A 20797-nucleotide genomic window follows, 5' to 3' on the forward strand; every position below is an offset into this window, starting at 1 on the left:
GCTACAGGCCCAACAGGGCCATCAGGCTTCCCAGGCCCCCAGCAGCCCCCGCCACCAGGCCACCTGCTGCAGCGGCGGCCAGGCCCGCCACCAGGGCAAAGCCACCGCCCACCAGCACAGCCAGCAGCCAGCTGCCCCTGCGCAGGCCCGCGGCGTTGGCGGCCTCCAGCAGGCCCAGGCTGCGGTGGGCGCTCTCGCTGCCATGCAGCAGATGCAGGGCCAGGGCCACGGCCGCCGCCAGGTAAAGGGCGAGAGCCCAGCGAGAGCTCAGCGCCAGGGCCACCGCCTGCGCCTCCAGGCCTGCCGGCGGCCGCTGCCAGCGCAACTGGCGCAGATGCACCACCAGAAACAGCAGCAGCACGCTGCCGCTGAGCGGCGCGGTGCGGGAAGCAAGGGCGGCAAGGCTGTCGGGGCGACGGCTGCGCAGCTGGGCATAGCCGGCCTCGCCGCGGGCGCGGGCTGATTGGAGCACCCGCTGCAGGCTCAGCGCCACGTGGGTGAGGGCCGCGAGGGCCAGCCCCAGTTCCGCCGCCGGCAACCAGGGGCTGGCATGGAGCCAGGCCGCCAGCGTCTCAAAAGCGGCCGGATCGAGCACCAGCTGGGCCACGCCGGCCAGATGGGCCAGCAGGAACACCACCAGCGCAAGGCCACTGGCAGCGATCAACCGGCCGGAAAGCCATGGGGACATGGGCGAGGCGGCCAGGGCAGCGCATCGCCTGTGATTCTGGGCCAGCATCGTGGCCCCTGCTCTGGTTGTGGCCCGTGATCAGGTTCCCCGGCTGCCTCGCTGGGCCCGCGCGTGTGGCCCTGTTGCTCGCCCTGCCCCTGGTGACGGCCTGTCAGGCCGGGCCGCTCAGTGGCGTTTCGACAGCGGATGCAACGAGTGGCACCCGCCCGCCGTTGGTGGTCAGCCCTGAGGCGCCGCGTGATGTGGTGCGCCAGGTGCCGGTGGTGGGGGGCCTGCAGCACCCCTGGTCGGTGGCGTGGCTGCCGAGCGGTGAGCTGCTGATCACCGAGCGACCCGGCTGGCTGCGGCTGGTGCGGAATGGCCGCCTCGATCCCACCCCGATCGCCGGGGTGCCAGCGGTGCTGGCGCGGGGCCAGGGTGGGTTGCTGGATGTCGCGGTGCATCCGAGCTTCGCCGACAACGGGCTGGTGTATCTCACCTATGCCGCCGGCACGGAAGCGGCGAACCACACCCGCCTGGCCCGGGCCCGCTTCGACGGACGCGCGCTGCAGGATCTGCAGGTGATCTTCGAGGTGCCCCAGCGCAAGGCGGGCGGCCAGCACTTCGGCTCCCGCCTGCTGTGGCTGCCCGATGGCACCCTGCTGCTGGCGATCGGCGACGGCGGCAATCCACCCGTGCAGCTCGATGGGGCTCTGATCCGTGTGCAGGCCCAGAACCGCGCCAGCGCCCTCGGCAAGATCCTGCACCTCACCGACACAGGCCGGCCGGTGCGCGCCGCCACTTTCGCCGGCGATCCCGGCTCCCTGCCAGGGCTGTGGAGCCTGGGCCACCGCAACATCCAGGGCCTCGCCTACGACCGCGGCCGCGGGCGGGTGTGGGCTACCGAGCATGGCGCCCAGGGTGGCGACGAGCTCAATAGCCCCAGGGCTGGGGCGAACTTCGGCTGGCCGGTTGTGACCCACAGCCGCGAATACTTCGGCCCGGCGATCTCCGCCTCCACCGGATCGCCGCGTTTCGTGGATGCGGAGCTGGTGTGGACCCCGGCGATCGCCCCCTCGGGGCTGGTGGTGTACGACGGCGAGCGGTTGCCGGCCTGGCGCGGCCAGCTGTTTGCCGGTGGCCTGGTGTCGCAGGCGGTGCATCGCCTCACGCTCGATGCCGCCGGCCGGGTGCGCGACCAGCACCGCATCGACATCGGCGCGCGGGTGCGCGATGTGCGCCAGGGGCCGGATGGTTTCCTCTACGTGCTCACCGATGCTGCGGGCGATGGCCAGCTGATCCGCCTGGAGCCGGCGCCCCCCTCCTGATCCAGAGCGCCGTTGCGCCGGCAGTGCCCATCCAGGTGGTCTGCTGTCGCTGCTGTTCAGCCCGGTGGGCGCCGCCTTGGGGTGCCCGTCAGATCTCGATCGCCAGCTTCCCCTTCACCTGCCGGGCTTCGAGGCGGCGCACGGCGTCCGGCAGCCTGTCGAGCGGGTAGCGCCCATCGATCCAGGGCCTGAGCTGCCCGGCTTCCACCAGCTCCTTCAGCACCAGCAGATCCGCCCGCTTCGGCTGCTGCATCACCGCCACCACCTGGCGGCGGCGCAGCCTGGAGAACAGGGGGCCGAGCAGCAGGGCACGCAGCAGCCGGCTGAAGTCGCCCCCCACCAGCACGTAGGTGCCGGCGGGAGTGAGCAGGGGCAGCCAGGAGCGGATCGGCAGAAAGGCCGCCATGTCCACGATCAGATCGAAACGCTGGGTCTGGCGGCGCAGATCGGCGGGCCCGAGATCGCTCACGTGGTCGGCGCCCAGGGCCAGCACCATCGCCTGGTTCTGCGCCCGGCAGAGGCCGGTCACTTCGGCGCCGTAGGCCTTGGCGATCTGCACGGCATAGGACCCCACGCCCCCGGAGGCGCCATGGATCAGCACGCGCTGTCCCGGCTTCAGCTGGCCCGCGTCCCGCAGCGCCTGCAGGGCGGTGAGCGCCGACACCGGCAGCACCGCCGCTTCCGCGAAGCTGCTGCCGGCGGGCATGGGCGCCAGGGCCGTGGCGGGGGCGCAGACGTAGTCCGCAAAGCCACCGAAGCCCGCCTCCGACAGATCGCCGAACACCGCCTCCCCCACCTGCAGCCCCGTCACTGCAGCGCCCACCGCCGCCACTTCACCGGCGATGTCGGTGCCGATGGTGGGGATCGAGGGCGTGCGCAGCCCGCCATAGATCAGTCGGCTGATGAAGGGGTCACCCCGCATCAGATGCCAGTCGCCGGCATGCACGGCGCTGGCCCGGACCCGCACCAGCACCTGATCGTCGGCCGGAACGGGCCTGGGCACCTGCTCCAGGCGCAGCACCTCAGGCGGGCCGTAGCGGCGCTGCACGATCGCCCGCATGGTGTCTGGAGGCACGGGCTCGGGCCACGACGGTGCCGGCATGGTGTCACGGCAGCCGTTGCCGGCAGGGTGTCAGGGCGGTCGGCGCCAGCATGTCGTGATCGGCCGGAGAATCCGGGCGCGTTTGCGTTTGTGTCGGCCATGACAGTGCCGCAACAAGGCGGCACAATTCGCGCTCCCGATCAGGAGGCCGGGATCGCCGATCCGCTCCCTCAGCCCGTGCCCAGCCCCCCACCGATGCCCTTCTTCAGACACCGCTGGCTGCGGCGCCTGGTTCTCGTGCTCGTGGCCGTCGCTGCCACGGTGCTGCCGGGATTCGCCATGGGGTCGTTTCCGCCACCGCCGCCGCCGCCTGCCCGCAGCTTCGGGCCCAGTGCGCCGCCGTCGCCACCGCCGGCCTCTGCGACTCCGGGGACTCTGGCGGCTCCGGCGACTTCCTCGGTTCCCGTGGCGCACACGCAGCCGCTCAGCCTCAACCGCGCCGAGATCCGCGGCGTCTGGATGACCGGCAACGACATGCCGGTGCTGCGCGACCACGACCGGATGCAGCTGGCAGTGGAGCAGCTGGCACGGCTGAACTTCAACACCATCTATCCGGTGGTGTGGAACAGCGGCATCGCCTATTACGCCAGTGCGTCCACCCAGCGCCGCGGCATTCAGTCGTTCACGTTCCGCGGCCTGCAGGGGCAGGACGTTCTCGCCGAGCTGATCCAGGCGGGCCATGCCAAAGGCCTGCTGGTGATCCCCTGGTTCGAATTCGGCTTCATGGCCCCGCCCGGCTCCGAGCTGGCCCGCCTGCATCCGCAATGGCTCACCCGCAAACAGGACGGCGGCCTGACCTCGATCAGCGCCGCTGGCGAGGTGGTGTGGCTGAACCCGCTGCATCCTGACGTGCAGGCGTTCATCCTGGAACTGGTGCAGGAAATCATCAGCCAATACGACGGCGACGGCATCCAGTTCGACGATCACATGAGCCTGCCGAGTGATTTTGGCTATGACGACGTCACCACGGCGTTGTATCGGAAGGAAACCAGGAAGGCTCCTCCTACCAACCCGCGCGATCCGGCCTGGTTGAAGTGGCGCGCTGACAAGATCAGTGACTTCATGCAACGAGTGCATGACACTGTGCATGCGGCCAAGCCCTCAGCGGTGGTGTCTGTGTCGCCGAACTACTACGACTTCGCCTACAAATTGCAGCTCCAGGATTGGCTCGGTTGGATCCGGCGTGGCCTGGTGGATGAGCTGATCGTGCAGCTCTATCGCCCGGATCTTGATTCCTTCCTGCCCCTGCTGGCCGAAGCGGCCCTGCTGGAATCGCGCACCAGGATTCCCACAGCGGTGGCGATCATGACGGGTCAGCGCCAGCGCCTGGTCCCGATGGAGCTGATTCAGGCCCAGGTGAATGCGGTGCGGGAACGCCAGCTCGGGGTGGCCTTCTTCTACTTCGAAACTCTCTGGAACCGGGCCATGGAGCCGCTCAGCGAGCGCAAGCTGGCCTTTCAGCAGTTGTTCCCATCCCCGGCTCCCCGCACCATGATCTGAGCCTCACCCGTGCTTAGGGATAAGCATTGGGCACAAAGAATTGCTCGTTCATCGGCGGACGCTGGTAATCGCTGCCGCTCTTGCGGGGCGGCAATTCAAACGGGGCCGGTGTCATGTCTTCGTAGGGAACCTTGCTGAGCAAGTGCCGGATGCAGTTGAGGCGGGCACGGCGTTTGTCGTTGGCCTCCACCGTGAACCAGGGGGCTTCAGGAATGTTGGTGTGGGCGAACATCTCGTCTTTCGCCTTGGAGAACTCCACCCAGCGATCGCGCGACTCCAGATCCATCGGACTCAGCTTCCAGCGCCGTGCAGGATCTTCCAGCCGGGAGAGGAAACGGGCCTCCTGTTCTTCATCGCTCACGGAGAACCAGTATTTGATCAGGATGATGCCGCTGCGCACCAGCATCCGCTCGAATTCCGGGCAGGAGAGCATGAATTCATCCACCTGCTCAGGCGTGCAGAAGCCCATCACCTTTTCCACGCCGGCCCGGTTGTACCAGCTGCGATCGAATAGCACGATCTCACCAGAGGAGGGGAAGTTCTCCACATAGCGCTGAAAATACCACTGCGATTTCTGCTGGTCGGAAGGGGTGCCTAGGGCTACCACATTGCAACCGCGTGGGTTAAGCGGCTCGGTGATGCGCTTGATCGTTCCACCCTTGCCGGCCGCATCACGGCCTTCAAAGAGCAGCACAAGCCTGTAGCCCACATGCTTGATCCAATACTGCATCTTCACCAGCTCCACCTGCAGGCGAGCAAGCTCTTTCTCGTAGAGCTTCTTGTCGAGTTTGGTAAACCGGCCTTCAACTTGATCGGAGAAGTCGTCAAGGATCGGCGAGGGGCTGTAGGCATCGCCTGAGCCGAGTGGGTAGGAGAGCGCTTTGCCGGGGCTCTTCTTGTGGCCATTCTTGCCGGATTTGTGTTTCTTGCCCTTCTTGACTTTCTCTTCTTTCAGTTTGTCCTTGGACATCGGCTCACCTCGGCTGCATCATTTGTGTTTAGTCGATGCGCAGGTGCAATCAGTGCAGCATTCACTACCGAGTCACCCCGGTTGAACGCCTACCACCACCCAGCACAGCAGCAGCATCCCTCAGCCCTGCCTGCTGAGCGGTGAGTTTGGCTCAGCTGATGATCAACACCACTCCCAGGGCGGCCACCATCAGCAGGATCGCGCCGGTGGCCAGCAGGGCATGGTTGAGCGCATCGGCGCGGGTTTCGCCCGCCTGCATGGCCACCTCATCGGCGTAGAGGTTGTCATGGTTCTCGAGGTCATGGGTGCGCATGGAAATCCTCGCGGGTTGGCGGTGGGGGGGGCCGGTGAGGCACCCTCCACATCAACCCTAAAAACGGTGCCAGTCCCCGTCCAGCGATCCATACCCGGCTTCACGAACGGCCATCCCCACCCACCATCCGTTGTTCCACCTCACCCCCCGCCGATGTCCGATTCCCTGCCCGATGGTCCGCAACTGCTGGCGCTGGAGTGCGCGAGCCGCCGCAATGGCAGCGGCCTGAGCCGGGCGGCGCTTCGCGGCACGTGGATCCTGCAGCGCACCTGGCCGCGGGGCCGCTCCACCCCTGCAGACCTGTCCAGCACCCTGCTGCGCGGGCTTGGCGCCTCGCTCAGCCTGAGCGCCCCAGCAGAGTCAACCGATGCAGCTGCGTCTGCCGCCTCTGAGGCGGACCCTCTGGAGATCATCAACAGCGTGCGGCTGGGGATGCTGGAGCTGCGGTTCTGCGGCGAGGCCCGGCTGCAGGGCCGGCGCCCCCTGCTGCTGTTCCGCTTCCTGCACCTGCAGCTGCGGCTGGGCGAACGCACACTGGTGGATCGCCCGCTGCCCGCCGCCGCTCCCTTCAGCAGCCTGCCGGTGGCGGGCCTGCCGTTCTTTGCCCTGATCGCGGCGGATCCCGAGGGGTCGTGGCTGGCGGCACGGGGCAAGGGCGGCGGCCTGGCTCTCTGGCAGCGCGCCAATGCCCGGCGACAGGCCTGAGCCGGCCTCAGGCTGCGCCACACCCCGCCCGGAGGGTTCGCATGGGCACAGCCAGCGTCCCCGATCCCGCGCAGGATCCTGCACACTGAACCCTGTTGTGATGGTTCCTGTCCTGCCCGGAGCACCTGTCCAGCGGATCTACCGGCTCGTCGATCCCCAGGGACAGCCTCACCCCGTGCTCGATGAGGCCTACGACTCGATGGAGGCGGCCTGGGAGGCGGCCTGTGGCTGGTGGCAGGAGCAGCGGGGCGGCCTTGCCGGTGGTCCGGTCGGGATCGGCCTGGAGGTCAGCACCGGCTGTGGCGACTGGCGTACGCTCCGGCATCCCGGCTGCTGATGGGCCGTTGAGCGCTTCGTCCTTGCCCACCCCTGCGCCCCTGGCCACCAGCCTGCGCGGGCGCCAGCTGCTCGCCGACCCGCAGTTCAACAAGGGCACGGCCTTCAGCCGGGCGGAGCGGCTCCAGCTGGGCCTGGAGGGGCTGCTGCCCCATGCCGTGGAGTCGCTCGACATCCAGGTGGCCCGGGTGTGGAAGGCCTTCTGCAGCCTGGCCAGCGACATGGAGAAGTTCCGCTTCGCCCACGGCCTGCGCCAGACCAACAGCATCCTGTTCCACCGCTTCCTGGCCGATCACGTCGAAGCGGTGCTGCCGATCGTGTACACCCCCACGGTGGGAACGGCGATCCAGCGCTTCAGCCTCGATTACCGCAGCCCCGCCGGCGGTGTGTTTCTGGCGGCGGCCGATCAGGACCGCTTCGCGGCGGTGCTGCGGCAGGCGGCCAGCGGGCCGATCGATCTGATCCTCGTCACTGATGCGCAGGGCATCCTCGGCATCGGCGACCAGGGGGTGGGCGGCATCGAGATCTGCCAGGGCAAGCTGGCGGTGTACACCCTCTGCGCCGGGCTGGATCCGCACCGGGCGTTGCCGGTGGTGCTCGATGTGGGCACCGACCGGCCCGAGCTGCTCGACGATCCCCTCTATCCCGGCAGCCACCAGCCACGCCTGTCCGGTGCCGCCTACGACGCCCTGATCGCCCGCTTCGTGCAGGCCGTCACCGAGGTGTTTCCGGGGGCCTTGCTGCACTGGGAGGATTTCGGCGTGGGCAATGCCCACCGCAACCTGGCCCGTTACCGGCAGCAGCTGCCCAGCTTCAACGACGACATCCAGGGCACCCGAGGCGTGGCCTGCGCTGTGGTGAGGGCGGCTTCCCAGGGGGCCGGAGTGCCGCTTGCCGAGCATCGCATCGTGGTGTTTGGCGCCGGCACAGCGGGGTGCGGCATCGCCGACGGCCTGGTGCGGCTGCTGCAGCGCAGCGGCCTTTCCGCCACAGAGGCGCGCCAACGTCTGTGGTTGATCGATCGCCACGGGCTGGTGCACACGGGCCAGCTGCCGGAGCAGATCCCGGAGATGGCCAGAGGCTTGGCACGCCCGCTGGCGGAGCTGGAGGCCTTCCGCCGCGACGCCGCCGGCACGATCGGCCTGCTGGAAGTGGTGGAGCGCGTCTGCCCCACCGTGCTGATCGGCACCTCCACGGTGGCGGGGGCCTTCACTCAGCAGGTGGTGGAACGCATGGCCGCCGCGGTGGCCCGGCCGATCATCCTGCCGCTGTCGAATCCCACCCGGCTGGCAGAGGCCCAACCCGCCGATCTGCTGCGCTGGAGTGAGGGCCGCGCTCTGGTAGCCACCGGCAGTCCGTTTGCGCCGGTGGAGGTGGGGGGGCGGCTGCGCCGCATCGGTCAGTGCAACAACTGCTTCCTCTTCCCCGGCCTGGGTTTCGCCAGCGTGGCGGTGGGGGCCACCGAAGTGAGCGAGGCGATGATCGATGCGGGCCTGGAGGCACTGGCGCGGCGCATTCCTGCCTGGAGCGATCCCGAGGCGCCGCTGATGCCGGATCTCACCGAGGTGGCGGTGGTTTCAACAGCAGTGGCGGAAGCGGTGGCCCTGGCGGCGGTGCAAGCCGGCGTGGCCCGCTTCGCCAGCACTGCCGAGCAAGCGCTTGCCTGCCTGGAGAAGGCCCGCTGGCACCCCACCTACCGCGCGGTGGTGGGGGCCTGAGCGAAACGAGCCGCGCGCAGCTCCGGGTTCAGAGCTCGTCTTCCACGCCCGGCAGCACGGTGCAGTCGCTCATCGGGTAGCTGACGCAGAGCAGGGCGAAACCCTGGGCGATCTGGTCGTCGTCGAGGAAGCTCTGATCGGATTGATCCACGCTGCCGGCCAGGATCTTGCCGGCACAGGTGCTGCAGGCACCGGCACGGCAGGAGTACGGCAGGTCGATGCCCTGCTCTTCGGCGGCATCAAGGATGTACTGATCGTCGGGGCAGTCGAAGGTCTTGCCGCCCTCGATCGTGATCGCGTAGGTGGCCATGGTGAGGTCGACGTGGATGACCCACTGGATTTAGGGAGCCGATCGCGGCGCTGATGTGCGGGCGGCTACGGATTGCCGTGGTGCGCGCGCTTGCCGGCAGCGGCATGAACGCATGTGGTGGCATGAACACACGGCCGGGCCCGGCTGGCACCTGATGGGCCTCCTGCTCTTTACATGGAAACCCGTGTGGAGGGAGTGGAGCGTGATCAGGGTTTGGATCCCGGCGGAGCGGAGCCCCAGCGAACGACGGGTGGCTGCGACGCCGGAAACGGCCCGCCGCCTTGCCGACAAGGGCTGTGCGGTGGCGATTGAGAGTGGCGCCGGCCAGCAGGCGGGCTACGGCGACGACAGCTTTGCGGCCAGCGGCGCGGACGTCCTGCCCGCCGGAGCCGCTGAAGGCTGGGAGCGCGCCGATGTGGTGCTCACCGTGGCGCCACCGCGGCTGGAAGCCGAGGGCGGCCCCGGCCATGTGGAGCGTCTGCGCTCCGGCAGCCTGCTGATGGGCCTGCTGGAGCCCTATCAGAACCGCCCCCTGATCGAGCGCCTCTCCCACCAGGGCGTGTCGGCACTGGCGCTGGAGCTGCTGCCCCGCATCAGCCGCGCCCAGACGATGGATGCCCTCTCCTCGCAGGCCAACATCGCCGGCTACAAGGCGGTGCTGCTGGCAGCGGCCGAGCTTGATCGTTTCTTCCCGATGCTGATGACCGCGGCCGGCACGGTGCAGCCGGCCAAGGTGGTGGTGCTCGGCGCCGGCGTGGCCGGTCTGCAGGCGGTGGCCACGGCTCGCCGCCTCGGCGCCGTGGTGAAGGTGAGCGATGTGCGGCCGGCCGCCAAGGAGCAGGTGGAATCGCTCGGTGCCCGCTTCATCGATCCGCCTGAACGCGATGCCCCCGGCGAGGCCGGCGGCTATGCCCGCGAGGCCGGCCTGGCCTTCCTTGAAGCGCAGCGCCAGCAGCTGGCCGTGCACCTGGCCGAAGCCGATGCCGTGATCACCACGGCGCTGGTGCCGGGTCGGCCGGCACCGCTGCTGATCACCGAACAGATGCTGGCCGTGATGCGGCCCGGATCGGTGGTGGTGGATCTGGCGGTGGGTCAGGGCGGCAATGTGGCCGGCAGCCAGGCCGACACCACCGTCGAAATCGGCGGGGTGCGGGTGATCGGCGCCGGCCAGTTGCCGGCTTCGGTGCCGCAGCACGCCAGTGCTCTGTATGCGCGCAATGTGTCAGCGCTGCTGGAGCAGCTGCTCGTCGACGACCTGCTCACCATTTCCCCGGAGGACCCACTGTTGGACCCCTGCCTGATCACCCATGCCGGCGCCTGCCGCCGCCCCGACCTCTGGCCCGCGCTGGTGGAGGTGACGGCATGAGCGGCGTTCTCAGCGGCACCGAAGCGCTCTGGGTGCTGGTGCTCGGCAGCCTGCTCGGGCTGGAACTGATCGGCAAGGTGCCCCCCACCCTGCACACCCCGTTGATGTCCGGCGCCAACGCCATCAGCGGCATCACCCTGCTGGCGGCCCTGGTGCTGATCGCCGAAGCGCCCACACCAGCGCTGCGCCTGCTGGGCGCCACCGCGCTGGGCTTTGCCCTGTTCAACGTGGTCGGGGGCTTCCTCGTCACCGACCGGATGCTGGCCATGTTCAAACGTAAGGGAGCGAACTGATGGGAGAACTGACGCTCGAACTCGGGGCTGTGCTGCTGCTGGCCCTCGGCCTCAAGGGCCTGGCCAAGATCCGCACAGCACGTGCGGCCAATGGTCTGGCGGCCCTGGCCCTGCTGCTGGCGGTGGCCGGTCTGTTGCTGCAACAGGGGTTCGCCGGCTGGCCGTGGATGCTGCTGGGTCTGGGGGTGGGCGGCGGCCTCGGCGCCCTGCTCGCCTTCAAGGTGGCGATGACCGCCATGCCGGAAACCGTGGCGCTGTTCAACGGCTGCGGCGGCCTGTCGTCGTTGCTGGTGGCGATCGGCGCCGCCCAACTGCCCACGCCGCTCGACCTGCTGGGTCAGGTGTCGGTGCTGGCGTCGGTGCTGGTGGGCGCCATCACCTTCAGCGGCTCGCTGGTGGCGATGGGCAAGCTGCAGGAATGGCTGGGCACCCCCGGCTGGACCCAGAAACCCCAGCGCCACGCGATCAACATCACCCTGGCGGTGGCCTCGCTGGTGTGCTGCGGCCTGGTACTCAAAGGCATGGCGGTGGCGCTGATCCCGCTCACCGTGCTGTCGCTGCTGCTGGGCGTGGGCCTCACCCTGCCGGTAGGCGGCGCCGACATGCCGGTGGTGATCTCGCTGCTCAACTCCTATTCCGGTGTGGCCGCAGCAGCAGCCGGCTTCGTGGTGGGCAGCGAGCTGCTGATCGTGGCGGGCGCCATGGTGGGAGCGGCGGGCCTGATCCTCACCCAGGTGATGTGCACGGCGATGAACCGCTCGCTCACCTCGGTGCTGTTCGGCGGTGCCATGGGGGCAGCGCCGGCGGCCGGCGCCGATGGCGCCAAGGATGAGGGGTACAAGAACGTCACCTCCTGCAGCGCCGAGGAATGCGCGCTCACGCTGGAAGCTGCCGAGCGGGTGGTGTTCGTGCCGGGCTACGGCCTGGCGGTGGCCCAGGCGCAGCACAGCCTCAAGGAGCTGGCCAAGCTGCTGGAGCAGCAGGGCATTGCGGTGAGTTATGCGATCCACCCGGTGGCCGGCCGCATGCCGGGCCACATGAATGTGCTGCTGGCCGAGGCCGATGTGCCCTACGACCAGCTGATCGAGATGGACGCGATCAACCCGGAGTTTCCCCGCACCGATGTGGTGATCGTGCTGGGCGCCAACGACGTGGTGAACCCTCGCGCCAAGAGTGACCCCGGCAGTCCGCTTTACGGCATGCCCGTGCTGGAGGTGGATCAGGCCCGTTCGGTGTTCGTGGTGAAGCGCAGCCTGGGCTCCGGCTACGCCGGCATCCGCAACGACCTGTTCGAACTCCCCCAGACTTCGATGGTGTTCGGCGACGCCAAACAGGTGCTGCAGACCCTGCTGCAGGAACTGCGCGCCCTAGGCGTCGGCAAGGTGCCGGCGGGGGCTGGGGCGGGGCGCTGAGGAGCAAGAGCTCGCTTCCTGCCACCGGACCAACAACTCGAGATGCCAGATGGCTCTGATTGCGATTCTTCCTTTGCGGGGAAAAATCGTTCTGCCGAGCTGTCTGGCTCACTGTTCGTTCGGCCCCAACCAAGAATGCAGGAAATCACGCCGCCGTTTTCTTGCATTCAGTTGTATTTGAGTAGCGTCTGACAGACATTGTCATAACGATGAAGGCAACATGAGAAGGTTCTCATTGTTCGGTCATCGGGAAAATGAGCCGATAACTTTGTTGAGTGTTCCTCGTACTTGAGAACTCGACATGACAACTCTCACTGTTAGTGGTGATCGTCTCGGCGAAGCCCTGCAATTTGACTCCAATGCTTCCACAACCAGCGTCGAAGTCGGGCGTGTCTGGTTCAGTGCCACCGATACGGTGCGGATCACCTTTGCTCCCGCCAGCTTAAACGCCCAGACCGGCGCTCTGATCGGTGGCGCTGGTGCCGTCATCGGTCTGACTGTCACCACCGCCGCTGGACAGGTGACCACCTTTTGAGTCTCAAGTGCGAATGCATTGGATGTGGATCCAGATCAATCGAAGAACGGTGCCGACTTTTTCTATATTTCCGAATCGCCTGCTGTTGGTGTGGGTGGCGCCTATGCCGGCTTGCAGCTTGAGAAAATTCTGGTGGCTGATCAGCCGCTCACAGCAGCCAGCCTCGTTCCCTTCAACAACACGGGTGGCTATCTCCCCACCACTGGTTCGGTCACGCCGCCATTGCCACAACTCACCGGAACAGCCGGCGATGACGTGCTCACGGGCACCGCTGCCGGCGACACCATGAAAGGCCTGAATGGCAATGATGCGATCCGTTCCCTTGGCGGAAACGACATCGTTTTCGGTGGTGATGGCAACGACATCATCGATGGTGGCGCCGGTGCCGATCGCCTCAACGGCGATGCCGGCATTGATCTGCTCTGGGGCGGCGGCGGTGCCGACCAGCAGGTTGGTGGTGCCGGCGATGACCTGATCGACGGCGGCCTGCAAAGTGACAGGCTCACGGGTGGCGCAGGCGGTGATGTGTTCATCTTCGGCGCTGGCGATACGGTATCAGCACCACGTCCTAGGGCACCCAGCTCTCGTTTGCTGGCTCCTCTGGAAGCATGCTTCTGCAGGGGTACTTCGGCGGCTTTGATCCCGGACACGACTTCAAGTTCGATTACGTGCCGACATTCGATTTCATCTGACCTCATCGATTGTGATTGTCGCCCGTCAGGCTGTTGGCCTGGCGGGTTTCTTCCTGCATTCATTGCTCACGCCCTGATCAGTGCTCTGAACGGGGCTGTTTCAGCTGTTTGTGCCAGCGTCAGTCCAGGCTCAACGCCAGTGCGAAAGCATCGCTTCCAGCAGCGGTGGTGCCTTACCTTTACTGCTCAATTCCGTACACGTTGGAAGGTCACATGCCGTAAGCGGGGTTCATTGGTGAGGTTCGCACGCGGCTGTTGGTGTTCTATGCCGTGATGCTGTCTGTGCTGATTGGTCTGACGGTGCCACTCAGTAAGCATCTGCTGCTGCTTGAGCTGCACCAGCGTGAGCAAACCAGCCTGGGCGAGAGCATTCAAGACTTCGAGCACTACATGCGGCCATTGCTTACCGCCGAAGCGGCTCCTTCCAGCCCTGAGCTTGCCGGGCATATGAAGAGTTTTCTCACGAAGATCCTTCCTGAAGACGACACCTTCTTCATCCTGATCATCAATGGAGAGTTTCAGCGCTCGAGCCCAGTGGCTCTGCCTCATCCCATGCGGCCGGGATCTGTCTTGATGCGGCAGTGGGAAGCCACCACAAAGCTTGCTTCAGGCAAGGTGGATGAAGCTGATCCTGAGGTGGGAACCATCCTGTATTCGGCCGTTCCTGTTGAAGTGGATGGCCGGGTGCAAGCTGTGTTCGTGGCGGCACGTACCACTGCCGGCGAACTTGCTGAGGTTGGCGATTTCACCTCCATCTTGATTCAGATTGTTGTTGGCATTCTGATCACGTCGCTGTTGTTTCTCTGGATTCTTTCCAAGGCGGTGCTGGCACCCCTCCAGCTACTCGCCAGCACCACGCGTTCGATCACGGCCACGAATCTCAAGCAGCGTTTACCCGTGACCGGCAGAGGCGAACTGGGGGACATCACCCTCAGCTTCAACGCCATGATGGACCGCCTGGAAGCCTTGATCATTTCCCAGAAGGAATTCATCCAAGATGCTGGGCATGAATTGCGCACACCAATCACAGTGATCAGGCGCAATATCGAACTGCTTCTTCAGGACGATGATGAGGAAGCTCGCCGTGAAACGGTGCGCCTCGTGCTGGATGAAGTCGACAGGATCGCCAGGCTGGTTGCTGAGCTTTCACTGCTGGCCCAATCCCAACGCCCTGAATTCCTGGTGCTCAGTGACCTTGATGTGCATCGCTTCACCCAGGACATCTACCAGAAGGCCAGGATTCTCGCCCCGCGCCGCTGGTCGTTGGCATGCACGGCCCAGACAATGATGGAGGCCGATGAACAACGCCTCACCCAGTGCATGATGAACCTTGCACTCAATGCCAGCCAGCACACCAGTGAATCTGATCGCATTGAGCTCGGCTCCTCCCTCGCTGCCGATGGCTCCATCCGCCTCTGGGTCTCAGACAGCGGTGAGGGAATCCCTGAGCGCATCCAGCCGCAGGTGTTCAAACGCTTCTTCAAGGGCAGAAGCCGCACCCAAGCTGAGCATCATTCGGGCCTTGGTCTGTCGATCGTCAGGGCTATCGTGAACGCCCACCATGGCCGGATTGAACTCCTCAGCCAGCCAAACCGCGGCACGACCTTCACATTGATCTTTCCCGCACGGCAACCTGTGCTGCTGCGCGACTTTTCCCCTGAGCCATGGCCTGCATCCTGATCGCTGAAGACGAGCCACGCATCTCTCGCTTCATTGAAAAGGGGCTGCGGGCTCAGGGCTACGACGTGGTGCACACGCCATCCGGTGATGGCGTGGTCGACATCCTTTCTGCCTCCCCCATCGATCTGTTATTGCTGGATCTCGGCCTCCAGGGCCTTGATGGCACCAATGTTCTCGAGGAGATGCGGGGTCAGGGCATTGAAACCCCGGTGATTGTTCTCACCGCCCGCGATGATCTCAGCACCAAGGTGGCCAGCCTGGATGCTGGCGCTGATGATTACATCACCAAACCCTTTCGCTTTGATGAACTGCTGGCGCGCATCCGTGCCCGTCTGCGCACGTCCGCTGCCCGCCTGGCTCAGGCTCCGAATGCGCAGACGCTTGAGCTTCAGCACTGCGGCATCACCATGAACCTGCGGGCACGCCAGGTGTTCCTTGAGAGTTTTCCCGACCCTATCGACCTCACGGATCGTGAGTTCCGTTTGTTGGAGTTGTTCCTCAGCAACCCGCTGGCCATCCACAGCCGCGAGCAGATTCTCGACCATGTCTGGGGCTATGGCCACGATCCCCAGTCCAACATTGTGGATGTCTACATCGGTTATCTCCGTCGCAAAATCGATTCCCGCCGCATCGAAACGATCCGTGGGATCGGCTACCGCCTTTCAAGCCGCTGAGATCACCCATGCCTTGGCTCAGGACTTGGCTGCTCGATGTGGTTGGCCACCAGATTGTTTCTGCCTGCAGCTGAGCTGACCATTGTTGTATGGCATCCCGACGCTGTGCGCCTCCCATCCGTTTGTCAGCCGGCACAACTGGGCGCCGCGGCGATTTTGCAGTAGGTCATCCTCCTGCGTTCGCTTGTCCCTGCCGCACGCCGTCATGGCGTCATTGTCTCTCTCCTCATCTGGCGCAACGGTTCCGATGCCACCAGCCGCTCTGAGGCCCTCAACCCCAAGGCCTCTCCACCCTCGGGCGTGCTTGGTGGCTCCCTCTAGGCTTGGGGCACCATGCGAGCCGCTCCGATCACCCTTCTGACCCACCCAGCTCCGGGACAGGAGCAACCCAGCGGCGGTCGCCGCACGCCACCCATCCGTCGCCTTCAGGCAGAGGAGCAGGCACCGCAGCAGCGGCCTGTGCTGACGGACCTTCCTGATGCCGGCGTCTCCTTTGATTCGCTTGGTCTCTCGGAGCCGCTGCTCAAGGCGATCGCGGCCAAGGGCTACACGGTGCCGTCGCCGATCCAGCTGCAGTCAATTCCAGCGGTGCTCGCTGGCCACGATGTGATGGCGGCTGCCCAGACAGGCACCGGCAAAACCGCCGGCTTCACCCTGCCGATGCTGGAGCGGCTTCAGCACGGCCCCCACGCCCGCAACAACCAAGTGCGCTCCCTGGTGCTCACGCCCACGCGCGAGCTGGCGGCCCAGGTGGCGGAAAGCGTGCAGGCCTATGGGCGCTATCTCGATCTGCGCAGCGATGTGGTGTTCGGCGGGGTGAAGATCACCCCGCAGATGCAGCGCCTGCGCCGTGGCGCCGACGTGCTGGTGGCCACTCCGGGGCGGCTGATGGACCTCTATCAGCAGAACGCCATCCGCTTCGACCGGCTCGAAATCCTCGTGCTTGATGAAGCCGATCGCATGCTCGACATGGGCTTCATCCGCGACATCCAGAAGATCCTGGCTTTGCTGCCGCCGAAGCGGCAGAACCTGCTGTTCTCCGCCACCTTCAACCCCTCGATCCGCAAATTGGCTCAGGGGTTGCTGCACAACCCGGTGCAGCTGCAGGCCACGCCCGAGAACAGGGCCGCTCCGCTGGTGGAGCAGGTGATGCATCCCTGCGACATGGCCCGCAAGGCTGATCTGCTCACCCATCTGGTGCGCCAGGGCGATTGGCGGCAGGTGCTGGTGTTCTCGCGCACCAAGCACGGGGCGAACCGCCTGGCCGATCGCCTCAACCAGGAGGGCCTAACGGCCATGGCCATCCATGGCAACAAGAGTCAGGGCGCTCGCACCCGGGCGCTGGCCACCTTCAAGAGCGGCGAGCTGCGTGTGCTGGTGGCCACCGATCTGGCTGCCCGCGGCCTCGACATCGAGCAGTTGCCCCATGTGGTGAACCTCGATCTGCCCAACGTGGCCGAGGACTACGTGCACCGCATCGGCCGCACGGGCCGTGCCGGCCAGAGTGGCCATGCCATCTCCCTGGTGGCCGCCGAGGAGCATGAGCTGCTGCGGGCGATCGAGCGGATGATCGGCAACCCACTGCCGCGGCTCGAGATCGCCGGGTTTGAGCCCACCATCCTCTCGGCCCCACCGCTGGATCTCAGCGGTGGGCGGGGCAAGGGTGGACGCCGCTCCGGCGGAGGTGGCGGTGGCCGGCCTGATCGTCCCCCCACCCGCTCCCGCCGGCCGGCGCCGGGCTCCGGATCTGCCGCCGCCCCGGCGCGGGCTCGTACCCGTCGCCCCTGACCCTCCGCACAAGCCTGCAGCCCAATCAACCGGCTCAGGCCGGTGGTGGTGGCGGTGGTGCCGGCCGGAACAGGCTCATCAGTGCTTCCAACGAGGCCGGCAGTTCTCCGCTCGGCTTCCGTGCCGGCAGGGTGAGGCTCTCGATGCTCACATCGCTGAGCGCCAGTCCGACAGCTGCAAAGCTGCTGCGGCACCTCTCCCCTGTGTCGCTGGCCAGCATGGCCAGAGATGGCTCCTCCCGCGCTGGGCCAAGGGCACCATCGCGGATCACCTGCCGCAGCTGGCTGGAGATGCCAGGCAGGTGCGGGGCCAGCAGCTCAGTCACCGGTGCAGCCGGCCGTGACGGGCCCTCGATCAGCTGGCGGGCGCCCACGGTACGTAGCACCAGCAGCGGGTCCAGGCACTGGATCGCGCAGAGCCCGGAGGCGCTGAAGGTCTCCGGCGAGGGAGCCACCGGACGGAGCGCAGTGGCGACCATCGGCTGCACACGTCTCTCACCCCAGGGCAGGGCCGTGAAGGGGCGCAGGTCCACCACGTGGATCTGGGCATTGAAGAAGCTGCCTTCCTGCCCCGGCAGGTCGATCAACCCCGCCAGCTTCGGCAGCGACTGGCGCCGCAGCTGATGGCGGCCCGTGAGGAGCACATCGGCCAGCTGATTCCCCACGGCGAACACCGCGGCCTGATCGGCCTCCACCTTCAGCCAGGTGCCTACCCGCAAAGGTGCCTGCGCATGATCCAGGGCCCACAGCAGCGGATCGTTGCGGCCCCCGTTCTCCATCGCTGCTGCCGGTTCCTGCGCATTCACCGCCGCTCCGGCTCCCTCCATCGCGCCTGTCCTGTCCGCTCGTGGCGTCACTGTATGGAAAGACGCCCGGCCTGAGCACCAGATCGAAAGGCGCCTTTCCTGAGCACCAGCGGAACCGCGCTCAGCTCCCGCCGAGCGTCCCCTCTGGAGCAGACCCTGCCCCCTTCTCACCCAGCCGGTCACCCGCTTGCAGGCCCAGCTGCTGGAGCAGGGGCTGGCCGCTGGCCGCCTGCTTGCCCTCCAGCTGGGCACTGCGCAGCAGCAGCGGGCAGCCGCCGGTGCCCAGCACCAGCCCCACGCCTGGCAGCAGAGCCAGCACCTCACCGGGTCTCCCTTGCTGCTCAGCCACGCCGGTGGCCAGCGCCCGGACGTCGGCGCTCAGTTGCTCCGCCAGCCTGGCCACCAGCGGCTCGGTGGCGAGCAGCTTGAGCCGCTTGCCCGCCAGCGTGGTGGTGGCGCCGGGGTACAAGCCCATCACCTGGCGGTGGATCTCCAGCGCTGAACGGCTCCAATCCACCGCGAAGTCCTCCTTGCACAACAACCGCGCCAAGCGCACGCCGTCGTCGCTCTGCGGCCGCAGCCCCAGCCGCTGCCAGCGCTCCGGTTCGGGACCAGGTCCGGCGGCCTCGATCCTCGGCATCGCTTCCACCAGCAGGGTGGCGGTGAGCGCACTGAGCCGGGCAGCCAACTGCTGGGCGTTCTCGAGCTGGCCAATCGGCAGACGACCTTCCAGCAGCACCGGACCCGTGTCGAGGCCGGCTTCCATCGCCATGATCCCCACCCCCGTCTCCGCGTCGCCTTCCATCAGGCACCACTGGATCGGCCCGGCCCCGCGCCAGCGGGGCAGCAGGGAACCGTGGCCGTTCCAGCAGCCCAGTGGCGGTTGCTGCAGCACCTCGGGCGGCAGCAACTGGCCGAAGGCCACCACCACCGAAAGGTCGGCGCCGAGGGCCGCCAGCTGCTGCTGCACCTCTGGTTCGCGGCGGATGCGGGTGGGCGTGAACACCGGCAGCCCCAGCTCCAGGGCCCGGGCCTTCACCGCCGACGGCTGGGCCGCCGCCCCCCGGCCACGTCGCCGGTCGGGCTGGCTGACCACCCCCACGACCGTGTGGCCGGCAGCCACCAACGCCTCAAGGCTGGGCACGGCGTAGGCCGGCGTGCCCCAGAACAGGATCTTCACAGGGACGTGGGCGGGTGGATCAAACGGGGCCGGTGCCGTTCAGGCGTCGCCGGTCACGGACAGGCCTTCCACCCACACGTGCGGGCAGAGGCCATCGGGGGTGAGCTTGGCCTCCCCTTCAAAGCCGAGGATGCCCTTGAGCACAGCCCGGATGTCACCGGCCACGGTGGCCGCTTCGATCGAGCGCGCTTCGCCGTTGCGGATCAGCCAGCCATCAAACGGCAGTGAGAACGATCCCTGGCTCGCCTTCACACCGGCGTGCAGTGCCGAGAGCGAATCGATCCACACCACGCCGTCGGCAGTGTGGCGATCCAGGCCGCTGGCGCCGCCGGAGCAACCGGCGCTTGGCCCTACCTCGAACCAATGCGGCCCCACCGACACCTTGGCGCCCAGGCCCGCATGGCCGGTGGGCTCCACCCCGAAGGCGCGCGCCGTGGCTTCGGAATGCAGGAAGTGGCGCAGCACGCCCCCTTCCACCAGGGCCAGGCGCCGCACGGGTGTGCCTTCGCCATCGAAGTTCGAGGCGCCCACATTGCCGGGATGCAGGCCGTTGTCGTGGATGGAGAGAAACGGCACCGCCAGGGTGCTGCCGATCGCGTCGCGGTTGCTGAGGCTGACGCCGTCGAGCACGGCCCGGGCATTGAACAGGCTGCTGAAGGCGCCGATCAGGTCGAGGAAGGCTTCCGGCGAAAAGATGCAGGTGTAATGCCCTGTCTGGATCGGTGCGTAATCGAGATGGGCGATGGTGCGTTCGGCCGCTTCAGCGATGCAGCCGGCCACATCCAGCTGCTGCAGGCCGTAGGCCAGGCGCACGGCGCCGCTGCTGCGGGGTTTGCGGCCCTCCTCTTCACCGCGGGCATAGAGGTAAAGGCTGGCGGTGGTGAGCTTCTGCTCGCGGCAGGCGCCGGCACTGTTGAGGTAAAGGCGCTCGCTGCTGCGCTGGGCCAGGCCGTTGTAAGGAACGGTGGTGATGGCGGCATGGCGGCCGAGCAGGTCGCGCTCCGCTTCCCGAAGGGTGTCCAGCAGCTCGAGGATGCCGCGCGGCTCCACCAGTGGCTGATCAAGCGGTTCGAGCGGGGCCGTGGCCAGCGGCGAGAAGGCCGGGATGTCGTCGGCGTTGCCGTAGGCGCTGGCATCGCGGGCACCGCTGAGGGCACGGGCCAGGCCGGCGGGGGAGAGGTCGGAGGTGCTGGTGATGCCCACGAGGCCATCCCCGTTCCAGACCCTCACGGTGATGGCGCTGCGCTGGGCCCCCTTGAGCTGCTTGGCTTCGCCGCGGTCCACCTGCACGGAGGTGTCGGTGCTGCAGGCGGCGCCCAGATCCCAGCGCTCGATGCCCAGGCCCTGGGCCAGGCCGCTGAGCTGCTCACTGAGGGCGTGGGCGTCGAGGCCCAAGGTGGTTCCCGCTGTGGTGGTGCTCATG

Annotated in this window: 21 protein-coding genes; 13 read left to right on the top strand and 8 right to left on the bottom strand. The window is 67.0% G+C overall.

All coding sequences use genetic code 11. The features are described from left to right. Position 1: 1 nt before the first annotated feature. A complete protein-coding gene (locus ACXMDP_RS08710) occupies positions 2-688 on the bottom strand; it encodes a succinate dehydrogenase (protein WP_259729422.1) in 687 nt (228 codons plus the stop codon). 113 nt (positions 689-801) lie between these two features. Between ACXMDP_RS08710 and ACXMDP_RS08715 the strand changes: the two genes are divergently transcribed. After that, positions 802-1995 carry a PQQ-dependent sugar dehydrogenase gene (locus ACXMDP_RS08715; protein ID WP_259729421.1) on the top strand — a complete coding sequence of 398 codons (1194 nt, stop codon included), beginning with the start codon at positions 802-804 and terminating at the stop codon, positions 1993-1995. Between the two features lie 88 nt (positions 1996-2083). Here the strand turns inward: ACXMDP_RS08715 and ACXMDP_RS08720 are convergent, their stop codons facing one another. Continuing rightward, entirely contained in the window at positions 2084-3097 is a 1014-nt protein-coding gene (locus ACXMDP_RS08720) for an NAD(P)-dependent alcohol dehydrogenase (protein ID WP_259729420.1), read from the bottom strand. Between the two features lie 99 nt (positions 3098-3196). Between ACXMDP_RS08720 and ACXMDP_RS08725 the strand changes: the two genes are divergently transcribed. After that, complete coding sequence (locus ACXMDP_RS08725; RefSeq protein ID WP_457766724.1) at positions 3197-4597, top strand: glycoside hydrolase family 10 protein; 1401 nt, start codon at positions 3197-3199, stop codon at positions 4595-4597. Positions 4598-4610: 13 nt separating this feature from the next. On the opposite strand, the gene ppk2 is transcribed toward ACXMDP_RS08725, so the two are convergent. Together ppk2 and ACXMDP_RS08735 are read right to left on the bottom strand one after the other, a co-directional pair. Then, positions 4611-5567 carry a polyphosphate kinase 2 gene (gene ppk2 / locus ACXMDP_RS08730; RefSeq protein ID WP_259729418.1) on the bottom strand — a complete coding sequence of 319 codons (957 nt, stop codon included), beginning with the start codon at positions 5565-5567 and terminating at the stop codon, positions 4611-4613. Positions 5568-5718: 151 nt separating this feature from the next. Then, complete coding sequence (locus tag ACXMDP_RS08735) at positions 5719-5880, bottom strand: hypothetical protein (protein WP_255099385.1); 162 nt, start codon at positions 5878-5880, stop codon at positions 5719-5721. A gap of 153 nt (positions 5881-6033) precedes the next feature. On the opposite strand from ACXMDP_RS08735, the gene ACXMDP_RS08740 reads away from it, so the two are divergent. From ACXMDP_RS08740 to ACXMDP_RS08750, 3 genes are all read left to right on the top strand, one after another. Beyond that, positions 6034-6585: a hypothetical protein gene (locus ACXMDP_RS08740; RefSeq protein WP_259729417.1), complete on the top strand. Its 552-nt coding sequence runs from the start codon at positions 6034-6036 to the stop codon at positions 6583-6585. A 100-nt stretch (positions 6586-6685) separates the two neighbouring features. Next, positions 6686-6922, top strand: a complete 237-nt coding sequence (locus tag ACXMDP_RS08745; protein WP_094510706.1) for a hypothetical protein — start codon at positions 6686-6688, stop codon at positions 6920-6922. A gap of 7 nt (positions 6923-6929) precedes the next feature. Further along, complete coding sequence (locus ACXMDP_RS08750) at positions 6930-8639, top strand: NAD-dependent malic enzyme (RefSeq protein WP_259729416.1); 1710 nt, start codon at positions 6930-6932, stop codon at positions 8637-8639. 28 nt (positions 8640-8667) lie between these two features. On the opposite strand, the gene ACXMDP_RS08755 is transcribed toward ACXMDP_RS08750, so the two are convergent. Next, positions 8668-8949 (bottom strand): 2Fe-2S iron-sulfur cluster-binding protein, encoded by a 282-nt coding sequence (locus ACXMDP_RS08755; RefSeq protein WP_094510704.1) that lies wholly within the window; start codon positions 8947-8949, stop codon positions 8668-8670. A gap of 154 nt (positions 8950-9103) precedes the next feature. Here ACXMDP_RS08755 and ACXMDP_RS08760 point away from each other — a divergent pair, with 154 nt between their 5' ends. From ACXMDP_RS08760 to ACXMDP_RS08795, 8 genes are all read left to right on the top strand, one after another. After that, entirely contained in the window at positions 9104-10315 is a 1212-nt protein-coding gene (locus ACXMDP_RS08760) for an NAD(P) transhydrogenase subunit alpha (protein ID WP_259729415.1), read from the top strand. Then, the gene (locus ACXMDP_RS08765) at positions 10312-10608 is read left to right on the top strand and encodes an NAD(P) transhydrogenase subunit alpha (protein WP_094510703.1); all 297 of its coding nucleotides are present in this window, start codon (positions 10312-10314) and stop codon (positions 10606-10608) included. The genes ACXMDP_RS08760 and ACXMDP_RS08765 overlap by 4 nt, the downstream gene beginning before the upstream one ends. Continuing rightward, on the top strand, positions 10608-12020 hold the full coding sequence (locus tag ACXMDP_RS08770; RefSeq protein ID WP_259729414.1) for an NAD(P)(+) transhydrogenase (Re/Si-specific) subunit beta: 1413 nt from the start codon (positions 10608-10610) through the stop codon (positions 12018-12020). The genes ACXMDP_RS08765 and ACXMDP_RS08770 overlap by 1 nt, the downstream gene beginning before the upstream one ends. Before the next feature lie 301 nt (positions 12021-12321). Next, the gene (locus ACXMDP_RS08775) at positions 12322-12555 is read left to right on the top strand and encodes a hypothetical protein (RefSeq protein WP_259729413.1); all 234 of its coding nucleotides are present in this window, start codon (positions 12322-12324) and stop codon (positions 12553-12555) included. A 285-nt stretch (positions 12556-12840) separates the two neighbouring features. Then, complete coding sequence (locus tag ACXMDP_RS08780) at positions 12841-13521, top strand: calcium-binding protein (protein ID WP_399233103.1); 681 nt, start codon at positions 12841-12843, stop codon at positions 13519-13521. Next, positions 13506-14927 (top strand): sensor histidine kinase, encoded by a 1422-nt coding sequence (locus tag ACXMDP_RS08785; RefSeq protein ID WP_259729685.1) that lies wholly within the window; start codon positions 13506-13508, stop codon positions 14925-14927. The genes ACXMDP_RS08780 and ACXMDP_RS08785 overlap by 16 nt, the downstream gene beginning before the upstream one ends. After that, complete coding sequence (locus tag ACXMDP_RS08790; RefSeq protein ID WP_259729411.1) at positions 14912-15601, top strand: response regulator transcription factor; 690 nt, start codon at positions 14912-14914, stop codon at positions 15599-15601. The genes ACXMDP_RS08785 and ACXMDP_RS08790 overlap by 16 nt, the downstream gene beginning before the upstream one ends. Positions 15602-15934: 333 nt before the next feature. Next, positions 15935-17389, top strand: a complete 1455-nt coding sequence (locus ACXMDP_RS08795; protein ID WP_259729410.1) for a DEAD/DEAH box helicase — start codon at positions 15935-15937, stop codon at positions 17387-17389. A 34-nt stretch (positions 17390-17423) separates the two neighbouring features. Here ACXMDP_RS08795 and ACXMDP_RS08800 read toward each other — a convergent pair whose 3' ends face one another. From ACXMDP_RS08800 to ACXMDP_RS08810, 3 genes are all read right to left on the bottom strand, one after another. Next, positions 17424-18215, bottom strand: coding sequence for an SPFH domain-containing protein (locus ACXMDP_RS08800; RefSeq protein WP_259729409.1), 792 nt, complete (start codon positions 18213-18215; stop codon positions 17424-17426). A 100-nt stretch (positions 18216-18315) separates the two neighbouring features. Beyond that, positions 18316-19374, bottom strand: a complete 1059-nt coding sequence (gene fmt, locus ACXMDP_RS08805; protein ID WP_259729408.1) for a methionyl-tRNA formyltransferase — start codon at positions 19372-19374, stop codon at positions 18316-18318. Between the two features lie 39 nt (positions 19375-19413). Beyond that, positions 19414-20796 (bottom strand): TldD/PmbA family protein, encoded by a 1383-nt coding sequence (locus ACXMDP_RS08810; protein ID WP_259729407.1) that lies wholly within the window; start codon positions 20794-20796, stop codon positions 19414-19416. Position 20797: the final 1 nt, after the last annotated feature.

This window comes from Cyanobium sp. ULC065 (assembly GCF_977927515.1).